The organism is Microbispora bryophytorum (assembly GCF_006874465.1).
In the GTDB taxonomy this organism is placed as follows: Bacteria; Actinomycetota; Actinomycetes; order Streptosporangiales; family Streptosporangiaceae; genus Microbispora; species Microbispora bryophytorum.
Window position 1 is genome coordinate 397,211 of sequence record NZ_VIRL01000002.1, and the last position, 18,907, is coordinate 416,117.

The 18,907-nt window shown below is 72.2% G+C and carries 16 protein-coding genes; 9 read left to right on the plus strand and 7 right to left on the minus strand.

Going from position 1 to position 18,907, the window contains the following annotated elements; all coding sequences use genetic code 11:
* Window positions 1–164: 164 nt before the first annotated feature.
* On the minus strand, window positions 165–1,025 hold the full coding sequence (locus FLX07_RS06140) for an SAM-dependent methyltransferase (RefSeq protein WP_223852717.1): 861 nt from the start codon (window positions 1,023–1,025) through the stop codon (window positions 165–167).
* 264 nt (window positions 1,026–1,289) lie between these two features.
* Window positions 1,290–3,089, minus strand: a complete 1,800-nt coding sequence (locus FLX07_RS06145) for an AMP-dependent synthetase/ligase (protein WP_142568454.1) — start codon at window positions 3,087–3,089, stop codon at window positions 1,290–1,292.
* Between the two features lie 239 nt (window positions 3,090–3,328).
* On the opposite strand from FLX07_RS06145, the gene FLX07_RS06150 reads away from it, so the two are divergent.
* From FLX07_RS06150 to FLX07_RS06180, 7 genes are all read left to right on the plus strand, one after another.
* Window positions 3,329–4,096: a metallophosphoesterase family protein gene (locus FLX07_RS06150; RefSeq protein ID WP_142568455.1), complete on the plus strand. Its 768-nt coding sequence runs from the start codon at window positions 3,329–3,331 to the stop codon at window positions 4,094–4,096.
* 14 nt (window positions 4,097–4,110) lie between these two features.
* Window positions 4,111–4,548 (plus strand): SRPBCC family protein, encoded by a 438-nt coding sequence (locus FLX07_RS06155; protein WP_142568456.1) that lies wholly within the window; start codon window positions 4,111–4,113, stop codon window positions 4,546–4,548.
* Complete coding sequence (locus FLX07_RS06160; RefSeq protein WP_142568457.1) at window positions 4,545–5,705, plus strand: ArsA family ATPase; 1,161 nt, start codon at window positions 4,545–4,547, stop codon at window positions 5,703–5,705. The genes FLX07_RS06155 and FLX07_RS06160 overlap by 4 nt, the downstream gene beginning before the upstream one ends.
* A complete protein-coding gene (locus FLX07_RS06165; RefSeq protein WP_142568458.1) occupies window positions 5,702–6,148 on the plus strand; it encodes a DUF5304 family protein in 447 nt (148 codons plus the stop codon). The genes FLX07_RS06160 and FLX07_RS06165 overlap by 4 nt, the downstream gene beginning before the upstream one ends.
* A gap of 163 nt (window positions 6,149–6,311) precedes the next feature.
* Window positions 6,312–7,256, plus strand: a complete 945-nt coding sequence (locus FLX07_RS06170) for an ROK family glucokinase (protein WP_142568459.1) — start codon at window positions 6,312–6,314, stop codon at window positions 7,254–7,256.
* A 4-nt stretch (window positions 7,257–7,260) separates the two neighbouring features.
* A complete protein-coding gene (locus tag FLX07_RS06175; protein ID WP_142568460.1) occupies window positions 7,261–8,013 on the plus strand; it encodes an endonuclease/exonuclease/phosphatase family protein in 753 nt (250 codons plus the stop codon).
* Between the two features lie 186 nt (window positions 8,014–8,199).
* Window positions 8,200–9,393, plus strand: a complete 1,194-nt coding sequence (locus FLX07_RS06180; protein WP_189104944.1) for a hypothetical protein — start codon at window positions 8,200–8,202, stop codon at window positions 9,391–9,393.
* A 62-nt stretch (window positions 9,394–9,455) separates the two neighbouring features.
* On the opposite strand, the gene FLX07_RS06185 is transcribed toward FLX07_RS06180, so the two are convergent.
* The gene (locus FLX07_RS06185; protein WP_142568461.1) at window positions 9,456–9,938 is read right to left on the minus strand and encodes a hypothetical protein; all 483 of its coding nucleotides are present in this window, start codon (window positions 9,936–9,938) and stop codon (window positions 9,456–9,458) included.
* A gap of 12 nt (window positions 9,939–9,950) precedes the next feature.
* Entirely contained in the window at window positions 9,951–10,715 is a 765-nt protein-coding gene (locus FLX07_RS06190) for an alpha/beta hydrolase (RefSeq protein WP_142568462.1), read from the minus strand.
* Between the two features lie 118 nt (window positions 10,716–10,833).
* Here FLX07_RS06190 and FLX07_RS06195 point away from each other — a divergent pair, with 118 nt between their 5' ends.
* Both FLX07_RS06195 and FLX07_RS06200 read left to right on the plus strand, forming a co-directional pair.
* Window positions 10,834–11,532 (plus strand): lysophospholipid acyltransferase family protein, encoded by a 699-nt coding sequence (locus FLX07_RS06195; RefSeq protein WP_142568463.1) that lies wholly within the window; start codon window positions 10,834–10,836, stop codon window positions 11,530–11,532.
* Between the two features lie 388 nt (window positions 11,533–11,920).
* The gene (locus tag FLX07_RS06200; protein ID WP_223852715.1) at window positions 11,921–13,459 is read left to right on the plus strand and encodes an MDR family MFS transporter; all 1,539 of its coding nucleotides are present in this window, start codon (window positions 11,921–11,923) and stop codon (window positions 13,457–13,459) included.
* Between the two features lie 80 nt (window positions 13,460–13,539).
* On the opposite strand, the gene mmuM is transcribed toward FLX07_RS06200, so the two are convergent.
* The 3 genes from mmuM to FLX07_RS37515 form a co-directional block, all read right to left on the minus strand.
* Entirely contained in the window at window positions 13,540–14,394 is an 855-nt protein-coding gene (gene mmuM, locus FLX07_RS06205) for a homocysteine S-methyltransferase (protein WP_142568465.1), read from the minus strand.
* Between the two features lie 563 nt (window positions 14,395–14,957).
* Window positions 14,958–17,642, minus strand: coding sequence for a VIT domain-containing protein (locus FLX07_RS06210; protein WP_142568466.1), 2,685 nt, complete (start codon window positions 17,640–17,642; stop codon window positions 14,958–14,960).
* 4 nt (window positions 17,643–17,646) lie between these two features.
* Complete coding sequence (locus tag FLX07_RS37515; RefSeq protein ID WP_223852714.1) at window positions 17,647–18,798, minus strand: MerR family transcriptional regulator; 1,152 nt, start codon at window positions 18,796–18,798, stop codon at window positions 17,647–17,649.
* Between the last annotated feature and the right edge of the window lie 109 nt (window positions 18,799–18,907).

The window sequence follows — 18,907 nt, forward strand, 5'->3', positions numbered from 1 at the left end:
CCAACACGTGGCGCAACGGGACCACAGGAGCGACACCTAACGAAGGACCCAATGGATGGACAGGTGCCGCCCCATGCCCTGATTGGGTGCGAAGAGCCAGCTGTTCGCGCATATCCGACACAGCGCCGCGCGCGAGCGGGTCAGGAGGAGCGCGGGCCGGTCGGTCAGGCCTTGCGGCCGATCCCGCCGGCGACGCAGACGCCGCCGAGGTCGAGGGGGTGGCTCACGGGTTCCTCGGGACGCCACTCGGGCACGTGCACCACCCCGGGTTCGACCAGGTCGAGGCCGTCGAAGAACCGCACGATCTCGGGCATGTCCCGGGCCCGGCCGGTGCCGAGCATCTGCAGCAGCACCGCCTCCAGTTCGCGCATCTCCGGCGCGCAGGAGCAGAAGTGGGTGAGCTGCATGTAGCTGCCCGGGGCCAGGCGCGCCTTGTAGGTGTCCACGAGGCCGTTCGGGTCCTCCGCGTCGGCGAGGTGGTGGACCACGGCCACCAGCAGCAGGCCGATGGGACGGGAGAAGTCGAGGAAACCGTCGACCTCGGGGTGGTCGAGGATCACCTCGGGCTCGCGCAGGTCCGCGGTGATCACGCGGGTACGCTCGTCGGTCTGCAGGATCGCCCGCGCGTGGGCCAGCACGATGGGGTCGTTGTCCACGTAGACGACCTTCGCGGCGGGGTTGATCCGCTGCGCGACCGAGTGGGTGTTGTCCATCGTGGGCAGGCCCGAGCCGATGTCGAGGAACTGGTCGATGCCCTGCTCGGCCATGTACTTCACGCCGCGGAACAGCATGGCCCGGTTGTTACGGGCGCCCTCGCCGCGGTCGGGGAAGTGCCGCATGCCCTCCGTGGCGACCGCGCGGTCCACGGCGAAGTTGTCCTTGCCGCCCAGGAACGCGTCGTACACCCGCGCGATGCTGGGCTTGGTCGTGTCGATCTCCGGCGGGAGGTAGTCGGGATCGCGGTGCGTCCAGTTCCAGTTGCCGACCCTGTCGCCCATCGCCCGCTCTTCTCCAGTCTCGATCATGGATGCGTCTGGAGCATAACCAAGCAAAGCGCAACATTGCGGGGCGACAACGATATTTTCGGCGGTCCGCGCGTTTCATCGGGCATCGCCGCAGGTCGTCTTCGGCCAGGGGCTCAGAAGACCCGCACCGATAGATCCGATCCGGTTGCCCGATTCACGCTGCGTCGAAGGCCGCGCGGCCGTTGTCGCGCTCCGCGCGGGCGGTGCGCCGAATCGGTCGAAACTTTTCATTGACCATCGACATGTTTCGGCGCACCCGCTCGGTCAGTCGCCGTACAGCTCGTCGATCTGCTTGGCGAAGTCGCGGGCCACGACGTGCCGCTTGATCGACTGCTTCGGCGTGACGTGTCCGGTCTCCTCGCTCAGCTCGATGTCGAGGATGCCGAACTTCTTGATCTGCTCGGCCTTGGAGACCATCCGGTTGGCGTCGTCCACCGCCTGCTGCACCTCCGCGACGACGCCCGGGTCGGAGCAGAGCTCGGCCATGGAGGCGCCGGAGCGGCCGTTGGCCTGCTTCCACTGCTCCATCGCCTCGTGGTCGAGAGTGACGATCGCCCCGATGAACGGCTTGCCGTCGCCGACGACCATGACCTGACTGATCAGGCGGTGCGCCCGGATGGCGTCCTCCAGCGGCGCGGGCGCGACGTTCTTGCCGCCGGCGGTGACGAGGATCTCCTTCTTGCGGCCGGTGATGCTCAGGTAGCCGTGTTCGTCGAGGCGGCCGACGTCCCCGGTGTGGAACCAGCCCTCCGGGTCGATCGCCTCCTTGGTGGCGCGCTCGTTGTTCCAGTAGCCGTCGAAGACGTGGCGGCCCTTCACCAGGATCTCGCCGTCGTCGGCGATGCGGATGCTCACGCCCGGGAACGGCTTGCCGACCGTGCCGATCTTGTTGGCGCCCGGGATGTTGACGGTCGAGGGCGCGCTGGTCTCGGTCAGCCCCCAGCCCTCGAACACCTCGATCCCCACGCCGCGGAAGAAGTGGCCGAGCCGCTCGCCGAGGGCCGACCCGCCGGAGACCGCCGCGGTCAGCGCGCCCCCCGTGGCCGCCCGCAGCTTGCCGTACACGAGCTTGTCGAAGGCCGCGTGCTTGAGCCGGGCGCCGAGGCCGGCCCCGCCGGAGCTCTCGGCCCTGCTCCACTCGATAGCGGTCCGCACGGCGGCGTGGAAGATCTTGCCCTTGCCCTCCGCGTCGGCCTTCTGCTCGGCGGCGTTGTAGACCTTCTCGAACACGCGCGGCACGCCCAGCAGGAACGTGGGCTTGAACTCCCGCAGGTCGGGGGCCACGTTCTTCATGTTCGGGCTGTGCGCGAGCACCGTGCCGGTCTCGATCAGGACGATCTGGATGAGCCGGGCGAAGCTGTGTGCCAGGGGGAGGAAGAGCAGCGCGGCCCTGCCCTCCACGTCGAAGAGCGCCTCAAGCGGCCCGCGAGAGACGTTGCGCGCGGTGAACAGCAGGTTGTCGTGGGTCAGGCGGCAGCCCTTCGGCATGCCGGTGGTGCCGGAGGTGTAGATGATCGTGGCGAGGTCGAGCCCGCCCCGGCTCGTCCGGCGCTCGGCGAGCGTGTCGTTGGTCACCTCCGCGCCGAGGCGCTCCAGCTCGGCGACCCCGGCGCCGTCGATGCGCCACAGCAGCGGCAGCCCGGGCACGGCCTCGCGGACGGTCTCCTCGTGCGCGGCCGTCTCCACGAACGCGGCCTTGGCCCCGCTGTCGGTCAGGATCCACTTCACCTGGTCGGCGGAGGAGGTCTCGTAGATCGGCACCCCGACCGCGCCGGCCGCCCAGATGGCGTAGTCGGCGACCGTCCACTCGTAGCGGGTGCGCGACATCAGGCCGACCCGGTCGCCGGGTTCGATCCCGGCGGCGATCAGTCCCTTGGCGACGGCCGCCACCCGGTCCCTGAACTGCGCGGCGGTGACCGGCGTCCACGGCGCGGCCGGGTCCTCGCCCTCCTTGCGGCGGATGACGACGGCGTCCGGCTCGTCCACGCCGCGCTGGAACACCACGTCGGTGCAGTTCGCGGACGGGGGCACGTCCACCAGCACGGGAACGCTGAACTCGCGCACGGGCCACTCCTTGGGGCACGGCCGCGCGACCCCCGAAGCGCAGGGCGGGGACCGCGTTGCGGGCATGACTCTTTGTGTCCCACCGGACGCTACCGTGGGATGTTACGCATGGGTAGGTCCGTCACCCAGGCGTTATCCGGGGACGAATCGACGCTATCAGTGTCCCCCCGCGCGGCGGGCCCGACACCTTTCCGTTACCCAAGCGGATGCTAGGTAAAGCGGCCGTTACCATGTCCCCCATGCGCATCCACGTCGTCAGCGACGTCCATGGCCGGGCCGACGCGCTCGCCCGTGCGGGCGACGGGGCCGACGCCCTGATCTGCCTCGGCGACCTGCTCCTGTTCATCGACTACGCCGACCATTCGCAGGGCATCTTCCCCGGCCTGTTCGGCGCCGACAAGGCGAGCGAGTACGTGGAACTGCGCGCGGCGGGCCGCTTCGAGGAGGCGCGGCAGCTGTCGGCCGGCCTGTGGGCCTCCCTCGACGGCGACCCCCGCGACCTCATGGAGGCGGCGGTCCGCCGCCAGTACGAGCAGATCTTCTCCGCCATGCCGACGCCGGCCTACCTCACTTACGGCAACGTGGACATGCCGCGCCTGTGGGCCGACCACCTGCGGCCCGGGCAGCGGGTCCTGGACGGCGAGGTGGTCGAGATCGGCGGGCTGACCTTCGGGTTCGTCGGCGGCGGCCTGCGCACCCGCTACCGCACGCCGTACGAGATCGACGACGAGGAGTACGCGCGCAAGGTCGAGGCGGTCGGCGAGGTGGACGTGTTGTGCTGCCACATCCCGCCCGCCATCCCCGATCTGCTGTACGACGTGGTGGCCCGGAGGTTCGAGCGGGGCAGCGAGGCCACGCTGGAGGCGATCAGAAGGACGCAGCCCCGCTTCGCGTTGTTCGGCCACGTCCACCAGCCGCTGGTCGGCCGCACCCGTGTCGGGCGCACGGAGTGCGTCAACGTCGGCCATTTCCGCGGCCGTGGCACGCCTTTCGCCCTGGAATGGTGAAGTACGGTTGGCGCATGGCTGATCGCACTTCGTCGAGCATCACGATCGGCGCCGGCCGGTCGACAATCATGGCCGTCGTCGCGGACTTCCCGGCCTATCCGGAGTGGGCCGGCCAGGTGAAGAAGGCCGAGGTCCTGGAGACGGGCGCGGACGGCCGGGCCTCCCGGGTCCGCTTCGTCCTCGACGCGGGCGTGATCAGCGACGAGTACGTCCTCGGGTACGACTGGGACGACGACGCGGGCGTGAGCTGGCGGATGGCCGAGGCCGGGAAGATGGTCTCGGGCCTGACCGGCAGCTACCGCCTGACCGACAACGGCGGCGGCACCGAGGTCACCTACGACCTCGCCGTGGACCTGAAGGTCCCGATGATCGGCATGATCAAGCGCAAGGCCGAGAAGGTCATCGTCGACACCGCGCTGAAAGGGCTCAAGCGGCGCGTCGAGAGCCGATGAGGATCCTCCTGTTCACCGGCAAGGGCGGGGTCGGCAAGACCACGGCGGCCGCCGCGACCGCCACGCTCGCCGCCGAGCGGGGCGGCAAGACGCTGATCGTCTCCACCGACACCGCGCACTCGCTCGCCGACGCGCTCGGCGTGCCGCCCTCGGCCGAGCCGGTCGAGGTCGCGCCCGGCCTGCACCTGCAGCAGGTGGACAGCCAGAAGTCGCTGGAGCGGCACTGGGGCGAGTTACGCGACTACGCCGGCAACGTGCTGGCCGAGCTCGGTCTCGACGAGATCACCGCCGAGGAGATCACCGTGCTGCCCGGCGCCGAGGAGATCCTGGCGCTGCTCGAACTGCGTGAACAGGCCCGCACCGGCCGCTGGGACGTGATCGTCGTCGACTGCGCCCCGACCGCGGAGACGCTGCGCCTGCTCGCTCTGCCGGAGGCGCTCGACTGGCACGTCAACCGCCTGCTCCCTGCCGGCAGGCGGATGCTCAGGGCGCTGTCGCCGTTCATCCGGCACGTCGCCAAGGTGAGCGTGCCCGAGGGCGAGGTCGTCTCGGCGGGGGAGCGGCTGCACCGCGGCCTGCTGGAAGTGCGCGCGCTGCTGACCGGCGACGACGCGTCCGTGCGGCTCGTGCTGACCCCCGAGGCCGTGGTCGTCGCCGAGGCCCGCCGCACCCTCACCTCGCTCAGCCTGTACGGCTACCGCGTCGACGCGGTGATCGCCAACCGGGTCTTCCCCGCGGAGGGCGCCGACGAGTGGCGGCTGGGCTGGGTGGAGGCCCAGGCCAGGCAGCTCGCCACGGTGCACGAGTCGTTCGCGCCGCTGCCCGTCCTCACCGTCCCCTATCTCCCGGCGGAGCCGGTCGGGACCGCGGCGCTCTCGGGCCTCGCCGCGCGGATGTACGCGGACCGGGATCCCCTCGCGCGCCCCGACGTCGAGCCGCCGCTGAGGTTCACGGCCGACGAGCTGGCGCTGTCCCTGCCGCTCGCGGACCGGGACGACCTCGACCTCGCCCGCAAGGGGGACGACATCATCGTCACCGCGGGGCCCTATCGGCGCGTCATCACCCTGCCCGCCGCCCTCGCCCGGCGTGAGATCTCCTCGGCCGCGCTCCGGGACGGCCGGCTCCGGGTACGGTTCGAGGCAGGAGGGGCGAAATGACGGATTCGAACGACACCACTCCGCGTAGCCGGGACCCACTCGGGTCGGCCGCGGAGGAGGCGATGAAGCTGCTGGACGCCGTGCAGCGGCGGATGGGCCGCGAGTTCGGCAAGGGGCTCGTGAAGGGCGGCGTGAGCGGCTTCGGATCCGCCTTCGGCGGCGCCGGCGCGAGCGACCGGGGCGGCGACGTGTGGAGCGAGGCCGTCTCGGAGGACCACGACGAGTACGTCTGCCGGGCCTGCCCGGTGTGCCGGGTCATCGCGGCGCGCCGCGAGTCCGGGGGCGACGTCACCGGCCACCTGATCGCGGCGGGCGGAGAGCTGTTCACGGCGTTCCGGGAGGCGGTCGACGCCCTGCAGCGCCCCCCGGCGAGCGGCGGGGCGCGACCGGCCGGGGAGCGCCGCTCCGGCGAGCCGAAGGTCGAGCACATCGATCTGGGCTGACGGGCCGGTCGAAGGCGGGTGAGGGCGGGTGAGGGCGGGGGACGGCGGGATTGCCACAACCCGTCTTGATCGGCTTCAATCGGCGCGGCGTGATGGCTCGGGCGGGTGACGGCCCGGGCGCTCGCGGATCGGGCGTAAGCGGATCGGGCGGAAGGAAGACGGCATGGCGCTGACCATCGGTGTGGACGTGGGCGGTACCAAGATCGCGTATGGTGTCGTCGACGAGCACGGCGCCATCATCGAGCGCGGCCTGCGGCACAGCCCGGCAGGCAGCCCGGAGAAGATGGCGCTCACGATCGCCGATGCGGTGACCGAGCTCGCGGCACGGCACTCCGTCGAGGCCGTCGGCATCGGCGCGGCGGGCTTCGTCGACGAGACCCGATCGGTCATCCGCTTCGCCCCCAACCTCGCCTGGCGCGAGGAGCCGCTGCGCGAGAAGGTGGGCGAGCTGGTCGGCCTGCCGATCGTGGTCGAGAACGACGCCAACGCCATGGCCTGGGGCGAGTACCGCTTCGGCGCGGGCCGGGGCGAGAGCCACGTCCTGTGCGTCACCGTGGGCACGGGCATCGGCGGCGGCATCGTGCTCGGTGGCGAGCTCTACCGCGGACGGTGGGGGATGGGCGCCGAGTTCGGGCACATGCAGGCGGTGCCGGGCGGCCGCGCCTGCGGCTGCGGCAACGAGGGCTGCTGGGAGCGGTACGCCAGCGGCAGCGCGCTGCTGATGGAGGCCAGGAACAACGCGCAGGCCGACCCCGAGGGCGCCGCGCACCTGCTTCGGCTCGGCGGCGGCTCGGCCGAGGGCGTCCAGGGCGAGCACGTGACCGAGGCGGCGCGCCAGGGCGACCGGGCGGCGCTGGCCGCCTTCGAGTCGCTCGCCCGATGGCTCGCCCAGGGGCTGGCCGACATGGCCGCGGTCCTCGACCCCGGGTGCTTCATCATCGGCGGCGGCGTCTCCGGCGCTGCGGACCTGTTCGTCGACCGGGTGCGCGAGGAGTTCGCCGCGCGGCTGACCGGCCGGGGCCACCGCCCCCTCGCCGAGATCAGGGTGGCCGAGATGGGCCCGTCGGCGGGGCTGGTGGGAGCCGCCGACCTCGCCCGGCTCCGCTGACGGCGTGCTGCGCGTCGCCACCTACAACGTGCGGGGACTGAAGGACGACAGGAAGGCGCTGGTCCGGGTGATCCGGGCCCTGCGGCCCGACGTGCTGTGCCTGCAGGAGGCGCCCCGCCTGCCCGGCTGGCGGCGGGAACGGCGGGCGCTGGTCCGCGCGGCCGGTCTGTCCGTGGCCGCCGGAGGCCGCGTCGGCGGGACCGCCGTGCTCACCGCCCCGGCCGTACGGCTCCTGCACGGGCGGGGGCACCGCCTGCGGTGGTTCCCCGGGCTCGAATGGCGCTCCACCGCGCTCGCCGTCGTGGAGAAGACGGTGGAGAAGGACCGCGAGAGGTACGCCGTGTGCTCGGCCCACCTCGACCTCCTGGCGGGGGCGCGCCTGAGACACGCCGCCCAGATCGTCGCGCTCCTGGAGCGCGCGGCCGGGGAGTTCGGGGCCGCGCCGGTGCTCGCCGGGGACCTCAACGAGATCCCCGGCGCCCCGGTCTGGCGTCTTCTCGGGGGCCGTTACACGGACTGCTTCGCCGCCGTGCGAGGCCCCGCGCCGCGGATCGGGGCGGACGAGGACGAGAGCCGGGCCGGTGCGACGTTCCCGGCCCGCGATCCCCGGGTGCGGATCGACGCGATCTTCGCGGGCCCGGGCCTGACCGTCGTGTCGTACGGCGGCGCGGCCGTCCCGGCCGAGGACCTGACCGCCGCGAGCGACCACCGGCCGGTCGTCGCCGAGATCGCCCGCACACCGTCCGCCCGGGCCTGACACGCGGCTGAGGGGCCGGGCCGTTGCTGGGCCGTTGCTGGGCCGTTGCCGGGCCACAGCCCCGCGGATTCCGCTCGGCCGAAGACGCGAGGAGGCGGCCGGAGACGGTCGCGTTCCCGCGTCGGCGGGTAATCGGATTCGCGGCCTGTGTGACGGGGAGTGGCCGGGCCCCCGTACGATCGTTTCATGACCCGCCGCCTCATACGGCGTGCGGTGCCGTTGTGTGTGCTGTCCGCCGGCCTGCTGGCCGGGCTCCTCCCGCGCGCCACATCGGTCGCGCACGCTGGGACCGCACGTGCCCAGGCGGAGCGCAGCCCATCGGGGGACGAGGCCGCACAGGACGAGGGCTCCTCCACGGGACGGCTCCAGCCCGACGGCTCGCTGTCCGACGTGGCCGGCCTGTCGGTCAAGGACATCTGGGCCGTGGGCCAGCAGAACGCCTGGGATTTCTGGCGCAACCAGGGGATCATCACCCACTGGAACGGCTCCTCCTGGAGCGAGGTGCCGATCCGGGGCGACGCCACCGGCGCCGGCCACCTGCGGTCGATCGCCGCCGCCTCCGCCGCCGAGATCTGGGCCGTCGGCGATGGCCACGACGGCCTGCCGTACGTGGCGAAGGGCTCGCGCGACGGGTTCGACCGCGTCGGCGTGCCGCAACTGCGCACCGGGGACTGGCTCGGCGGGGTCGCCGCCTCGTCCGGGAGGGTGGTCGCGGCCGGCAGCCGGGACGGCAAGACGTTCCTGCTGAGCAGCGGCGGCTCCTCCAAGGGCACGACCTGGAAGACCGATCAGGGCCCCGCGGGCGCGCTGTACGGCGTGGCGCTCGCGGGCCGGTCGGACGGCTGGGCGGTGGGCGACTCCGGTGCCGGGCCGTTGGCCATGCGCCTGACCGGCAGCGGGTGGAAACAGGCCGCCCTGCCGGCGATCAAGGGCGGCTTTCTGCGGGACGTCTACGCGGACGGCCGCAAGCGCGCGGTCGCGGTCGGCGGCGTCTACCAGAGCGGCGGCGGCATCGCCCCGCTGGTCCTCGACTGGGACGGCAAGCACTGGAAACGAGTGACGCCGCCGGAGCGGCGCGCCGAGCTCTACGGTGTCACGGGGGACGGCGACGGCGTGTTCTGGATCTCCGGGTACGACCCGCGGCATGAGGCCGAGGGCTTCCTTCTCCGGTACGACGGATCGCACTGGACCACGCTGCGGGGCACGGCGCCGGACGAGGAGCGAACGGTGCGGCTCCAGGCGGTCGCGCACGTCGGCGACCTCACCATGGGCGTCGGCCACACGCTGGACGACAAGGGCCGCTACACCGACCTGGTGGAGCGGTTCGGCCCGCCTCCCGCCGACGCCGGCACCGTGAAGGCGGCCGGCGAAGCCGAATGAACACCGGCGGGCCGTGACCAGCCGTGGTCGTGGCCCGGACCGGCGGGGAACAGGTGCCGCGGTCAGACGACCGCGCCGTCGTCCCAGCCGGAGTCGGCAGGAGGACCGTCGCCCATGCGCACGACGAGGATCACGAACCCCGCGATGAACGCCGCCACCGCGGCGAACACGATCCAGCCGTCCATGGGCCACTGCAGCAGGGCGGCCAGGAGCAGGTAGGCGGGGCCGCCGAACAGCGCCAGCCAGGAGAGCCTGCTGAGGGTGTCGCCGTGCGGAAGCGGCGGAGGGGCCGGCGGGATGTAGTGGTCGTCGGCCGGGGCGGAAGCCCGCATCTCGCCGGTGCCGTCGCCGGTCCCGTCCTCGTCCCGGATCCCGTCGCCGGGAGCCGCGTCGCCGGTGGCGCCGTCGTCCTCGCCCGCGTCGGGCTCCTCGGTGACGTTCTCCCGGTCAGGCCATGGTTGTTCGGCCGAGGCGTCCTCGGCTGTCTCATTGAACGAGGCGACGATCTGGCGCCAGACCTCGTCCTCGTCACTTTGCGGCGTCACGTCGATCCCGGCTCACAAGTCCTTCGTCAAGGGTACCGAGGCGTGGGAGCGGATGAACTCCAGACTCCCTTCGAAGATCACAGGCGCGTCGTTGTCGAGGGTGGCGACGTGATAGCTGTCCGCCAGCTCTCTGACCTCCAGATTGTTTCCCATTCTCGCCCGCAGGAACGCGACGCTCCCCGGCTTTACCACGTGGTCGTTCCTGCTGTGGAACACCAGCACCGGCTGGGTCACCTTCGCGATGTCGGACTGGACGAGCCTCCACAACCGGGGCAGCGTGGACGCGGCCCGGACGGGTGTGCGCGGATAGCCCAGCTCGCTCACGCCCTCCTTCTTGATGTCGCCCGCCACCCCCGGGGTCGAGCGTACGACGTACTTGAGCGCCGGGGCCAGGTGCAGCAGCGGCACGTCGTTGATCACGGACGGGTTGACCACCACGACGCCCGAGACGGCGTCACCGTGGACCTCCGCCAGGCGCAGCGCCATGCAGGCGCCGAGGGACAGGCCCATCACGAACGCCTCCGCGCACCGCCCGCGCAGGTCGGCGAACGCCTTGTCCAGCTCGGCGTACCAGTCCTCCCACCGCGTGCGGCTCATCTCCTGCCACGTCGTTCCGTGTCCGGGCAGGCGCGGCAGGGACACCGTCATCCCCGCCCCGGCCAGGTGTTCACCCCACGGCCGCAGCGACTGCGGCGAGCCGGTGAACCCGTGACAGAGCAGGACGCCGATGTCGCCGCCGTCGTGGTGATACGGCTCCGCGCCGGGCAGCACTGGCATGGGTGACCTCCGTGAAACGGCGGCGTGTTCCGCCCGATACTCGCACGTTGGTCAGCGTTAGTGCGAGAGGGCAGGGCGTGCGAAGATGACTGCACATCCGAGCCGAGGGGGTGCCCGCGTGTTTTATTGGGTGGTGAAGGCCATCATCTGGCCGATCCTCCGCTTCGTGTTCCGCCCCTGGGCCGAGGGGCTGGAGAACGTGCCGAAGGAGGGCCCGGTCATCCTGGCCGGCAACCACCTGTCGTTCGCCGACCACTTCTTCGGGGCCGGATTCCTGCCGCGCAAGGTGATTTCTCTAGGCAAGGCCGAGTATTTCACCGGCCGCGGGCTCAAAGGAATGGTGAGCCGCGCTTTCTTCTCCGGCGTCGGCACCGTCCCGATCGACCGTTCCGGCGGCAAGGCGAGCGAGGCGGCGCTCCGCACCGGCCTGCGCATCCTCAGGGAGAACCAGGTCCTCGGCATCTACCCCGAGGGCACCCGGTCGCCCGACGGCCGCCTCTACAAGGGCAAGACGGGCGTGGCCCGGCTCGCGCTGGAGTCCCGGGCGCCGGTGATCCCGTGGGCCATGGTCAACACGTTCGAGATGATGCCCCCCGGCCGGCCGCTCCCCAAGTTCGGCATCCGCCCCGGCGTCCGGTACGGCAAGCCGCTCGACTTCTCCCGCTATTACGGCATGGAAAACGACCGCCTCGTGCTGCGCGCGGTCACCGACGAGATCATGTACGCGCTGATGGAGCTGTCGGGTCAGGAGTACGTCGACAAGTACGCCGCGGCGGCCAAGACGGAAACGACCGGGGCAGCTCGCGAGAATTCCTAATACTTCCGGACCGGACGGGTAACGTGGCGGTGTTCGCCGCGCACATTGGGACGTTCAGACACGTTCGGATCGGAAGGCGTAGGAGCATGCCAGCACGCAGGCACCGCGCATGGGCCCAGCCCGGCGCGGCGAGGAACGGAGCGGACGACGGACCGGGCGGCCCGTCCACGATTCCGGCGAGCAGGTCCGCCGCGTCCGGCGGGGCCGTGGCCCGGCACCGGGCCGGGGCCACAACCCGGTACGCGGCCGGGGTTGTAAGCCGCCATGCGGCCGGGGACACAGCCCGGCACGTGGCCGCGGAATCAGCTCGGGACACCGCTCGCGAAGCCGGATCCCGGGACGCCGCTCGCGGTCTCGCTGCCCGGCACGCCGCTCGTGGATGCCCCGCATGAGCGTCCGGGAGGAGCAGCAGGCCGACACCGGGTATCTGCCGCACCGCCAGATCCTGGTCGTGCTCTCCGGCGTGGCGGCCGGAATGCTGCTGGCCGCCCTCGACCAGAGCATCGTCGGCACGGCCCTGCCGCGCATCGTCAGCGAACTCGGCGGCCTCGACAAGCTGTCGTGGGTGGTCACCGCCTACCTGCTCACCTCGACCGCGGCGACCCCGCTGTGGGGCAAGATCTCCGACCTGTACGGCAGGCGGACGATCTTCCAGGTCGCCATCGGCATCTTCCTGCTCGGCTCGGTGCTGGCCGGGCTGAGCCAGAACATCGGCCAGCTCATCGGGTTCCGGGCGATCCAGGGCCTGGGCGGCGGCGGCCTGATGGCGCTGGCGTTCAGCATCATCGGTGACGTCATCCCGCCGCGCGAGCGCGGCCGGTACCAGGGCTACTTCGGGGCCGTCTGGGGCACCTCCAGCGTCGCCGGGCCGCTGCTGGGCGGCTTCTTCACCGACGGCCCCGGCTGGCGGTGGATCTTCTGGATCAACCTGCCGATCGGGCTGATCTCACTCGTCGTGACCTCGGTGGCGCTGCGGATCCCCTTCACCCGCCGCAGTCACCGCATCGACTACCTGGGTGCGGCGCTGATCGTGGCCGGGGTGTCGTGCTTCCTGCTGTACCTCGACTGGGCGGGCGGCGAGATGGGCTGGACCGCTCCCGGCTCGCTGGCCCTGCTGACCGGATTCGTGGCGCTCGCGGCCCTGTTCGTGTTCGTCGAACTGCGGGCGGCCGAGCCGATCCTGCCGATGCGGTTGTTCCGCAACAAGATCTTCAGCGTGGGCAACGGCTTCAGCTTCCTCGCGGGCCTGGCGATGTTCGGCGGCATGATCTTCCTGCCGGTCTATCTCCAGGCGGTCCAGGGCATGTCGCCGACCGTGTCGGGCCTGGCGCTGCTGCCGGCGGTCCTCGGCATCTTCTCCACGTCGATCACCTCCGGCCAGATCATGAGCCGGACCGGCCGATACAAGATCTTCCCGATCCTGGGCGGGGCGGTCCTCCTGGTGGCCATGTGGCTGCTGTCCACGATCAAGGTGGACACGCCGTACTTGCAGGTGGCGGTCTACGCCTTCCTCTTCGGCGCCGGGCTCGGGTTCACCATGCAGACGATCGTCACGGCGATCCAGAACGCGGTGGAGCGCAGCGACATGGGCGTGGCGACGAGCTCGGCGACGTTCTTCCGCATGATGGGCGCCGCCATCGGTACGGCGATCATGGGTGCGGTCCTCACCAACCGGCTCGCCCATCATCTGACCGCCGAGTTCGGCGGCAGGATGCCGCCGGGGCGCGTGGACGCCAACAACGTGCAGGCGATTCAGCAGCTGCCGCCGCCGGTCAAGAATCACGTGCTGGTCGCGTTCACCAACGCGATCGACGACGTGTTCCTCGCCAGCCTGCCCTTCGTCGCCCTCGCGCTGGTCGTGGCCTTCTTCCTCAAGGAGATCCCGCTCGCCTCGCGGAACACCGAGGGCCCGGCCGCCGTGGGCTGACCCCGCGCCTGGCCGGCGGCGTACGGCCCGGGGCGGGCGGTTCGCCGCCGGCATGGCGAGTGGTCTCGCACAGAGCGGGCTCAGGCGAGGTGGGAGCGGATCTCGCGGATGTGTGCCGGGGTGGTGCGGCAGCAGCCGCCGACGTAACGGGCGCCGTGCGCGGCCCACCCGGCCGCCGCCCTGCCGAACTCGACGGGATCGGCGAGACCCAGCCAGCGCCGGTTCGCGGCGTCCCAGGTCTCGCCCGAGTTGGGGTAGACGATCGAGGCGCCGTGCTTGATCAGCTCGGGGATGAACCGCGGCGCGGTGCAGTTGACTCCCACGGCGACCACCTGGGGGAGGTCCGCGAAGACCGCCGCGCACTCCTCGAACGGCGTCCCGTCGCTGACGTGCTCGCCGTCCCGGCAGGAGAAGGTGACCCACGCCCGAACGGACGGCGTCTCGCGCAGGAGCCGCGCGAGCGCCCGCGCCTCGGCGTGCGAGGGGATCGTCTCGCACGCCAGCAGGTCGGCCCCTGCGTCGGCGAGGATCTCGAACCGCTCCCGATGCCACTCGGTCAGGCCGTCCTCGTCGAGGTCGTAGTCGCCGGTGTACTCCGCGCCGTTGGCCAGGTAGGCGCCGTACGGTCCGACGCTCGCGGCGACGAGCCCGTGCCCGGCCTCGTCCCTCGCCTGTACGGCGAGCGTCACCGACAGCCGGATGAGGTCGCGGGCCCCCTCAGAGGTGAGGCCGTGCCGTACGAACCCGGGGACGCTCGCCTGGTAGCTCGCCGTGGTGGCGACGTCGGCCCCGGCCCTGAAGTAGTCGAGGTGCGCCTGACGGATGACGCCGGGATCGTCGGTGAGCAGCCGTGCCGACCACAGGTCGTCGCTCAGGTCGCAGCCGAGTGTCTCCAAGTGAGTGGCGAGGCCGCCATCGAGGACGATTGCGTTCATATCGGGCAACACTACGTGCTCATGCGGGGTACGGGCGTGGCGGCGTCGCCGACGGTAGGACCAGTGCTGGGACCAGTGCCCGGGCGCCTCCGGTGCCACCCTTCACGGCACTTTGCCCGCCACCCTCCACGGCGCTCTGCACGCCGCCCTGAACGCCGCGATCGCCGGAGCGGCCCGGGCTCTTCCCCGGGGTGAGGCCGAGGCACTCTCCGGGAGAGGAACCGATCGGGGATCCCATGCGTTGGCGGCACATGGGGCTGAAAGGGCTCATCAATCGGTTGCTGCGCCGCCGGTCTCCCGTCCCCGCAGGTGGACGCGACGATCGGCCCGACACGGGAGGGGTGAGGGAGCCGCGGCGTCCCGCACCCACCCCGCCGTCCGATGTCATTCGCCTACCCGAACCCTCGTAGGGGCTTCGCCCACGGCGAAACCCGAACCGGTGCGGCCGGGCCCGGCTTCCCCGCCGGCGTCCCGGCCGTGCTGCCCGCCGGTGTCCCGGCCGTGCTGACGGGCGTGCTGCCTGCCCTGCCGCCTGCCACGGTGGCGACCTCTTGCGTGCCGGCTCACGACCGCTTCCAGAAGGGACGCCGGCCTTTCTCCGCGCCGGACGCGGAGCCCGGGGACGTGGAGCTCGGGGACGCGGGAGACGTGGAGCCCGGGGACGTGGAGCCCGGGGACGCGGGAGACGTGGAGCCCGCGGATGCGGAGCCGCCGGTGAGGGTGGTCAGCAGGTCGGTCGTCCGCTGCCAGAGCTCGTCGAGTGAGACCTCGGCCCACTCGGCCCTCTCCAGGTCGGCGGCGAGCACGGTGAGGTCCGGGTGGCCGCCCACCATCTGGTCGACGACCCGCAGGCGACTGGCGAGATCCGCCAGATAGCGCCGCCGCTCCCGCTCGGGCAGCGACTCCGCCTGACCCAGCTTCGTGAGCTCCTCGGCCAGCAGCGGCCGGATGCCGTCGAAGTCCGTGACCTGTGCGGTCCCCTCGCCGGTATGGGGAAGGAAACGGCCGATGGAGAAGCCGCGGGCGGCCCGTCTGGGAGCCGGTGCGGGCGCGGCGGCGAAAGGCGGGGCGGGGGGTGCGCCGGGCGGCGGGGCCGCTGCGACGGGCCGGTCCGCCGCCGAGCCGGGAGGCGGTCCGGTCGTGGTGAAGGTGGCCATCTTCGCCATCATCGGAGCGCCCGCCGCCATCAGCGGCATCGCGGTCGGCATCTCCCAGCCGCTCGGTGGTTCGACCGGCTGGATCACCCGATGCGCCGGGCCGCCTTCACCCGTGACGCGGGTGTCGACGGCCACGAAGGCGGTGAACCGGCACAGCACGCCGAAACGCAGCGAGGTGTCGACGATCCGCTGTTCGAGGGAGTGGTCTCCCGTGGCGTACCGGTCCTCCAGACCGCGCAGATGCGCCCGCGCCCACACGGCCCGGGCGGCCGGGCCGTGGGCGGGACGGCCCTCGATCCGCTCCTCCCAGGGGCGGCCGTCGGCCGTGCGGCCCTGCACGGTGAGGGCTCCGGCGGGGCGTTGTCCCCGGTAACGCCCGCTCACGACCAGAGGGACGCCGGGGTAGAGCGAACCGGCATGCGTGACGGTGTCCGCCACGAGGTCCATGCCCTCGGCCTTGAGCGCGACGTCCGTCACCAGCGGCGAGCCGATGCGGCGGTGAATGTGCTCCATCGCCGCGTCGAGCCGGTCCTCCGACTCGACCAGTTCGCACCGGCCCGAGCCCAGCAGGGCCAGCCGTCCGAGGAACCCGGCGTTCACCGCCCTGTCGATGCCCACGGTGTGCACCCGGATGCCGTGCAGCCGGGCGCCGATGCGTTCGAGGATCTCGTCCTCGTTGCCCACCTGGCCGTCGGTCACCAGGACGAGCACCCGATCCCGCGCCTGCTCGCGGGACAGCCCGGATTCGCCGGGCCGGTCGTCGTCCTCACGGAACCGGCCGGAGTCCGTGCCGGTGGCCGCCCCCGGGGCGGGCGCGTCCTGGCCGTCGAGCAGTCGCAGCGCCTCCTGCAGGGGGGCGAGCATCTCTGTGCCCCCTCGGGCGTCGAGCCGGGACAGGTGCTCGACGGCGCGGTATCGGTTGCGGTCGCTCGCGTCCACCAGGCCACCCGAGAAGGCCCGCTCCACCACCGAATCGAACGAGAGCACGGCGAACCGGTCATGCCGGGTCAGCGTGTCGACGATCCGGGCGGCGGCGCGGCGTGCGGCCACCATCTTCCAGCCCGTCATGCTGCCGGAGCGGTCGAGCAGCAGGACGACGTCACGGGACGCGGTCCGGGTGGCGTCCTCCTGCGGCGGCAGCAGGGTCAGCACGAAGGTTCCTTCGGAGCCCGTCGCGTCCTTCGCCACGCCCTCTGCCGTGCCCTCTGCCGTGTCCTTCGCCCTGCCCTCCGCAGGGCCGCTTCCGTCGGCCGGGCCCGCTCCGGGTGAACCGGTGTCCGCGGCGTCGTCCGGGACGAGCGCGAGCGACGAGGATGCGTCGAACGCCAGGCGCAGGATGAAGTCACGGTCGAGCCGCTCGCCGGGCCGCAGCCTGATCGTGTCGCCCTCCCGGCCGACCTCGTGCAGGCTCGAACGGACCTCCCGCAGACCGAGCCCGGCGGGGTCGATCGTCGTCGCGAGCGACAGCCGTACGGGATAGGGGAAGCCGGGAAGCAGGACGGGCGGCGTGATCCGGGAGGCGTCGGGCACGGCGTCGGTGTCGGGCGCCACGCCGCCACCGGCCGCAGGCCCGGGCAGCGGAGCGCCGGGAATGTAGCGGGGCGCCACGACCAGCGGGAAGCGGAACTCGGCCGCGCCGTCCTCGTAGGGAAGCGGCTGGCTCAGCGTGAGGCGGATGACCACCCGCTCTCCGGGGACGACGTTGCCGACCCTGATCGTGAACACATCGGGCCGGTCCTCCTCGGCGATCGCCGCGCGCCTGCCTTCGGCGAGGGCCTGGTCGTAGTCGGCCCGTGCCTGCCCGCGCTCCTTGAGCACGCCGTCGACCACCCGGTCGTCCGCCTCCATCCGGAAGGCGGTGACCGCGGCCCGCGGCGGCAGCGGGAAGACGTACGTCGCCTCCAGCGACACGTCGAAGGCATTGCGGAAGGTCTGGACGACCTCGACGCCTGCCACCAGTCCGGTGACGTGGGCGGCGACGTCCACGCTCTCCAGCGGGAGGTTCCCCTTCTCGGTCTCCAGCGCTCCGAGCCCGGCGTCCGGCACGGGCCGGCACTCCTCCGGCCGCAGAGGTGTGATGGGAACGGTCATGGCGTCATCTCTCCAGCGTGTCGGAAGCGTGTGGATCGAGTGCCGGGACGTCGTGAGTGGCATCGGCGTCGTGAGTGGCATGGGCGCCGTCGAATGGCCCGGTCAGACCGAGCGTGGCGAGGGCTGTGAGGAGCGGCGCCGCGGCCCGGCGCAGCGCGGCCACCTCGTGACCGTCCGGAAACCGGTAGGCCGGATCGAGCAGGACTGTCACCCCGGGCGCGAGCCGTACCCCGTGCACGACGTCCGGGAGCGAGGCGTTGACGGGTGCGGCGTTCGAGGGCACGGGGTTCACTGGCACGGGAGCCACGGGCGCGGCGTTCGAGGGCGCGGGGGTCACGGCCACGGGGTTCACGGGCACGGTCTCCCTGCGCGCGATGTCCCCGTCCGTGGTGTCGCTGTTCGCGGTCGCGAAGTGGCCGGAGTCCGCCGTGGCGGCGGTCGAGGCCGGGCGTGCCCAGAAGCGGTCGCGCGCCGCCGGCCGCGCCACGTCCGGTATGGCGGATGCGGTGCCGGTTTCCGGCATCGTGTCGCGCCAACCGGGCGCCGGAGGTGCCACGGTGTCCGGCGCGCCCGGAAGGTGGTTCGTGTCGCTCGCCGTGGCCGGGGCCGCCGCGATGCGCGGAGAAGGCGGGACGAGCGGCCGGAGCGCCGGCTCGGCCGCCGACTCGGGTGGCGACTCGGGTGGCAGTCCGGAGAGCCCGGAAACGCGCTGGAGCATGGCGTCGGTCGCGCCCGTCAGCTCCGCCTGGATGGCGGCGATGGACAGGCCCTCCGCCTGACGGCGCTTGACGGCCACGAGCTGGAGCAGGTGGCGGCGGCCGTAGAGGGCCACCCGGCCGCGCCGGCCCAGCGGCGGGTCGAGCAGCCCGATCGTCGTGTACCAGCGGATGAGACGTTCGTTCGGCAACTCGCGGACCCTGCCATTGGCGCGCTGCTGGGGGCCGTCGACGCGTTGCTCGGGGCCGTTGGCCTGTTGCCGGGGGCCGTTGGCGCGCGACTCCGGGCCGCTGACGCATGGCTCCTGGCCCTTGACGCTGCCCGGCTCAGGACCGTCGTCGCGATCGTCCTTGGGCTCCTGCCCGTGGACGTGCCGCTCCTGGCCGAGCAGGTCTGCCGCCCGCTCCGCCAGCTCGCCGATCGTCCAGGTGTCGCTCATGCCTCCACGATGACACTGTCACACTGACACTGTCAACATCGCCTTCCGTCATGCGGCGCCATGGTTTTCGAGAAGTTCGTCTCGGCGAGGCACGGCGCTTGTCCCGCCG

Bases quoted from the DNA above. Each gene is read 5' to 3' on its own strand.
- FLX07_RS06140 (WP_223852717.1), bottom strand. From the start codon at position 1,025: ATGATCGAGACTGGAGAAGAGCGGGCGATGGGCGACAGGGTCGGCAAC.
- FLX07_RS06150 (WP_142568455.1), top strand. From the start codon at position 3,329: ATGCGCATCCACGTCGTCAGCGACGTCCATGGCCGGGCCGACGCGCTC.
- FLX07_RS06155 (WP_142568456.1), top strand. From the start codon at position 4,111: ATGGCTGATCGCACTTCGTCGAGCATCACGATCGGCGCCGGCCGGTCG.
- FLX07_RS06160 (WP_142568457.1), top strand. From the start codon at position 4,545: ATGAGGATCCTCCTGTTCACCGGCAAGGGCGGGGTCGGCAAGACCACG.
- FLX07_RS06165 (WP_142568458.1), top strand. From the start codon at position 5,702: ATGACGGATTCGAACGACACCACTCCGCGTAGCCGGGACCCACTCGGG.
- FLX07_RS06170 (WP_142568459.1), top strand. From the start codon at position 6,312: ATGGCGCTGACCATCGGTGTGGACGTGGGCGGTACCAAGATCGCGTAT.
- FLX07_RS06180 (WP_189104944.1), top strand. From the start codon at position 8,200: ATGACCCGCCGCCTCATACGGCGTGCGGTGCCGTTGTGTGTGCTGTCC.
- FLX07_RS06190 (WP_142568462.1), bottom strand. From the start codon at position 10,715: ATGCCAGTGCTGCCCGGCGCGGAGCCGTATCACCACGACGGCGGCGAC.
- FLX07_RS06200 (WP_223852715.1), top strand. From the start codon at position 11,921: ATGAGCGTCCGGGAGGAGCAGCAGGCCGACACCGGGTATCTGCCGCAC.
- mmuM (WP_142568465.1), bottom strand. From the start codon at position 14,394: ATGAACGCAATCGTCCTCGATGGCGGCCTCGCCACTCACTTGGAGACA.
- FLX07_RS06210 (WP_142568466.1), bottom strand. From the start codon at position 17,642: ATGACCGTTCCCATCACACCTCTGCGGCCGGAGGAGTGCCGGCCCGTG.
- FLX07_RS37515 (WP_223852714.1), bottom strand. From the start codon at position 18,798: ATGAGCGACACCTGGACGATCGGCGAGCTGGCGGAGCGGGCGGCAGAC.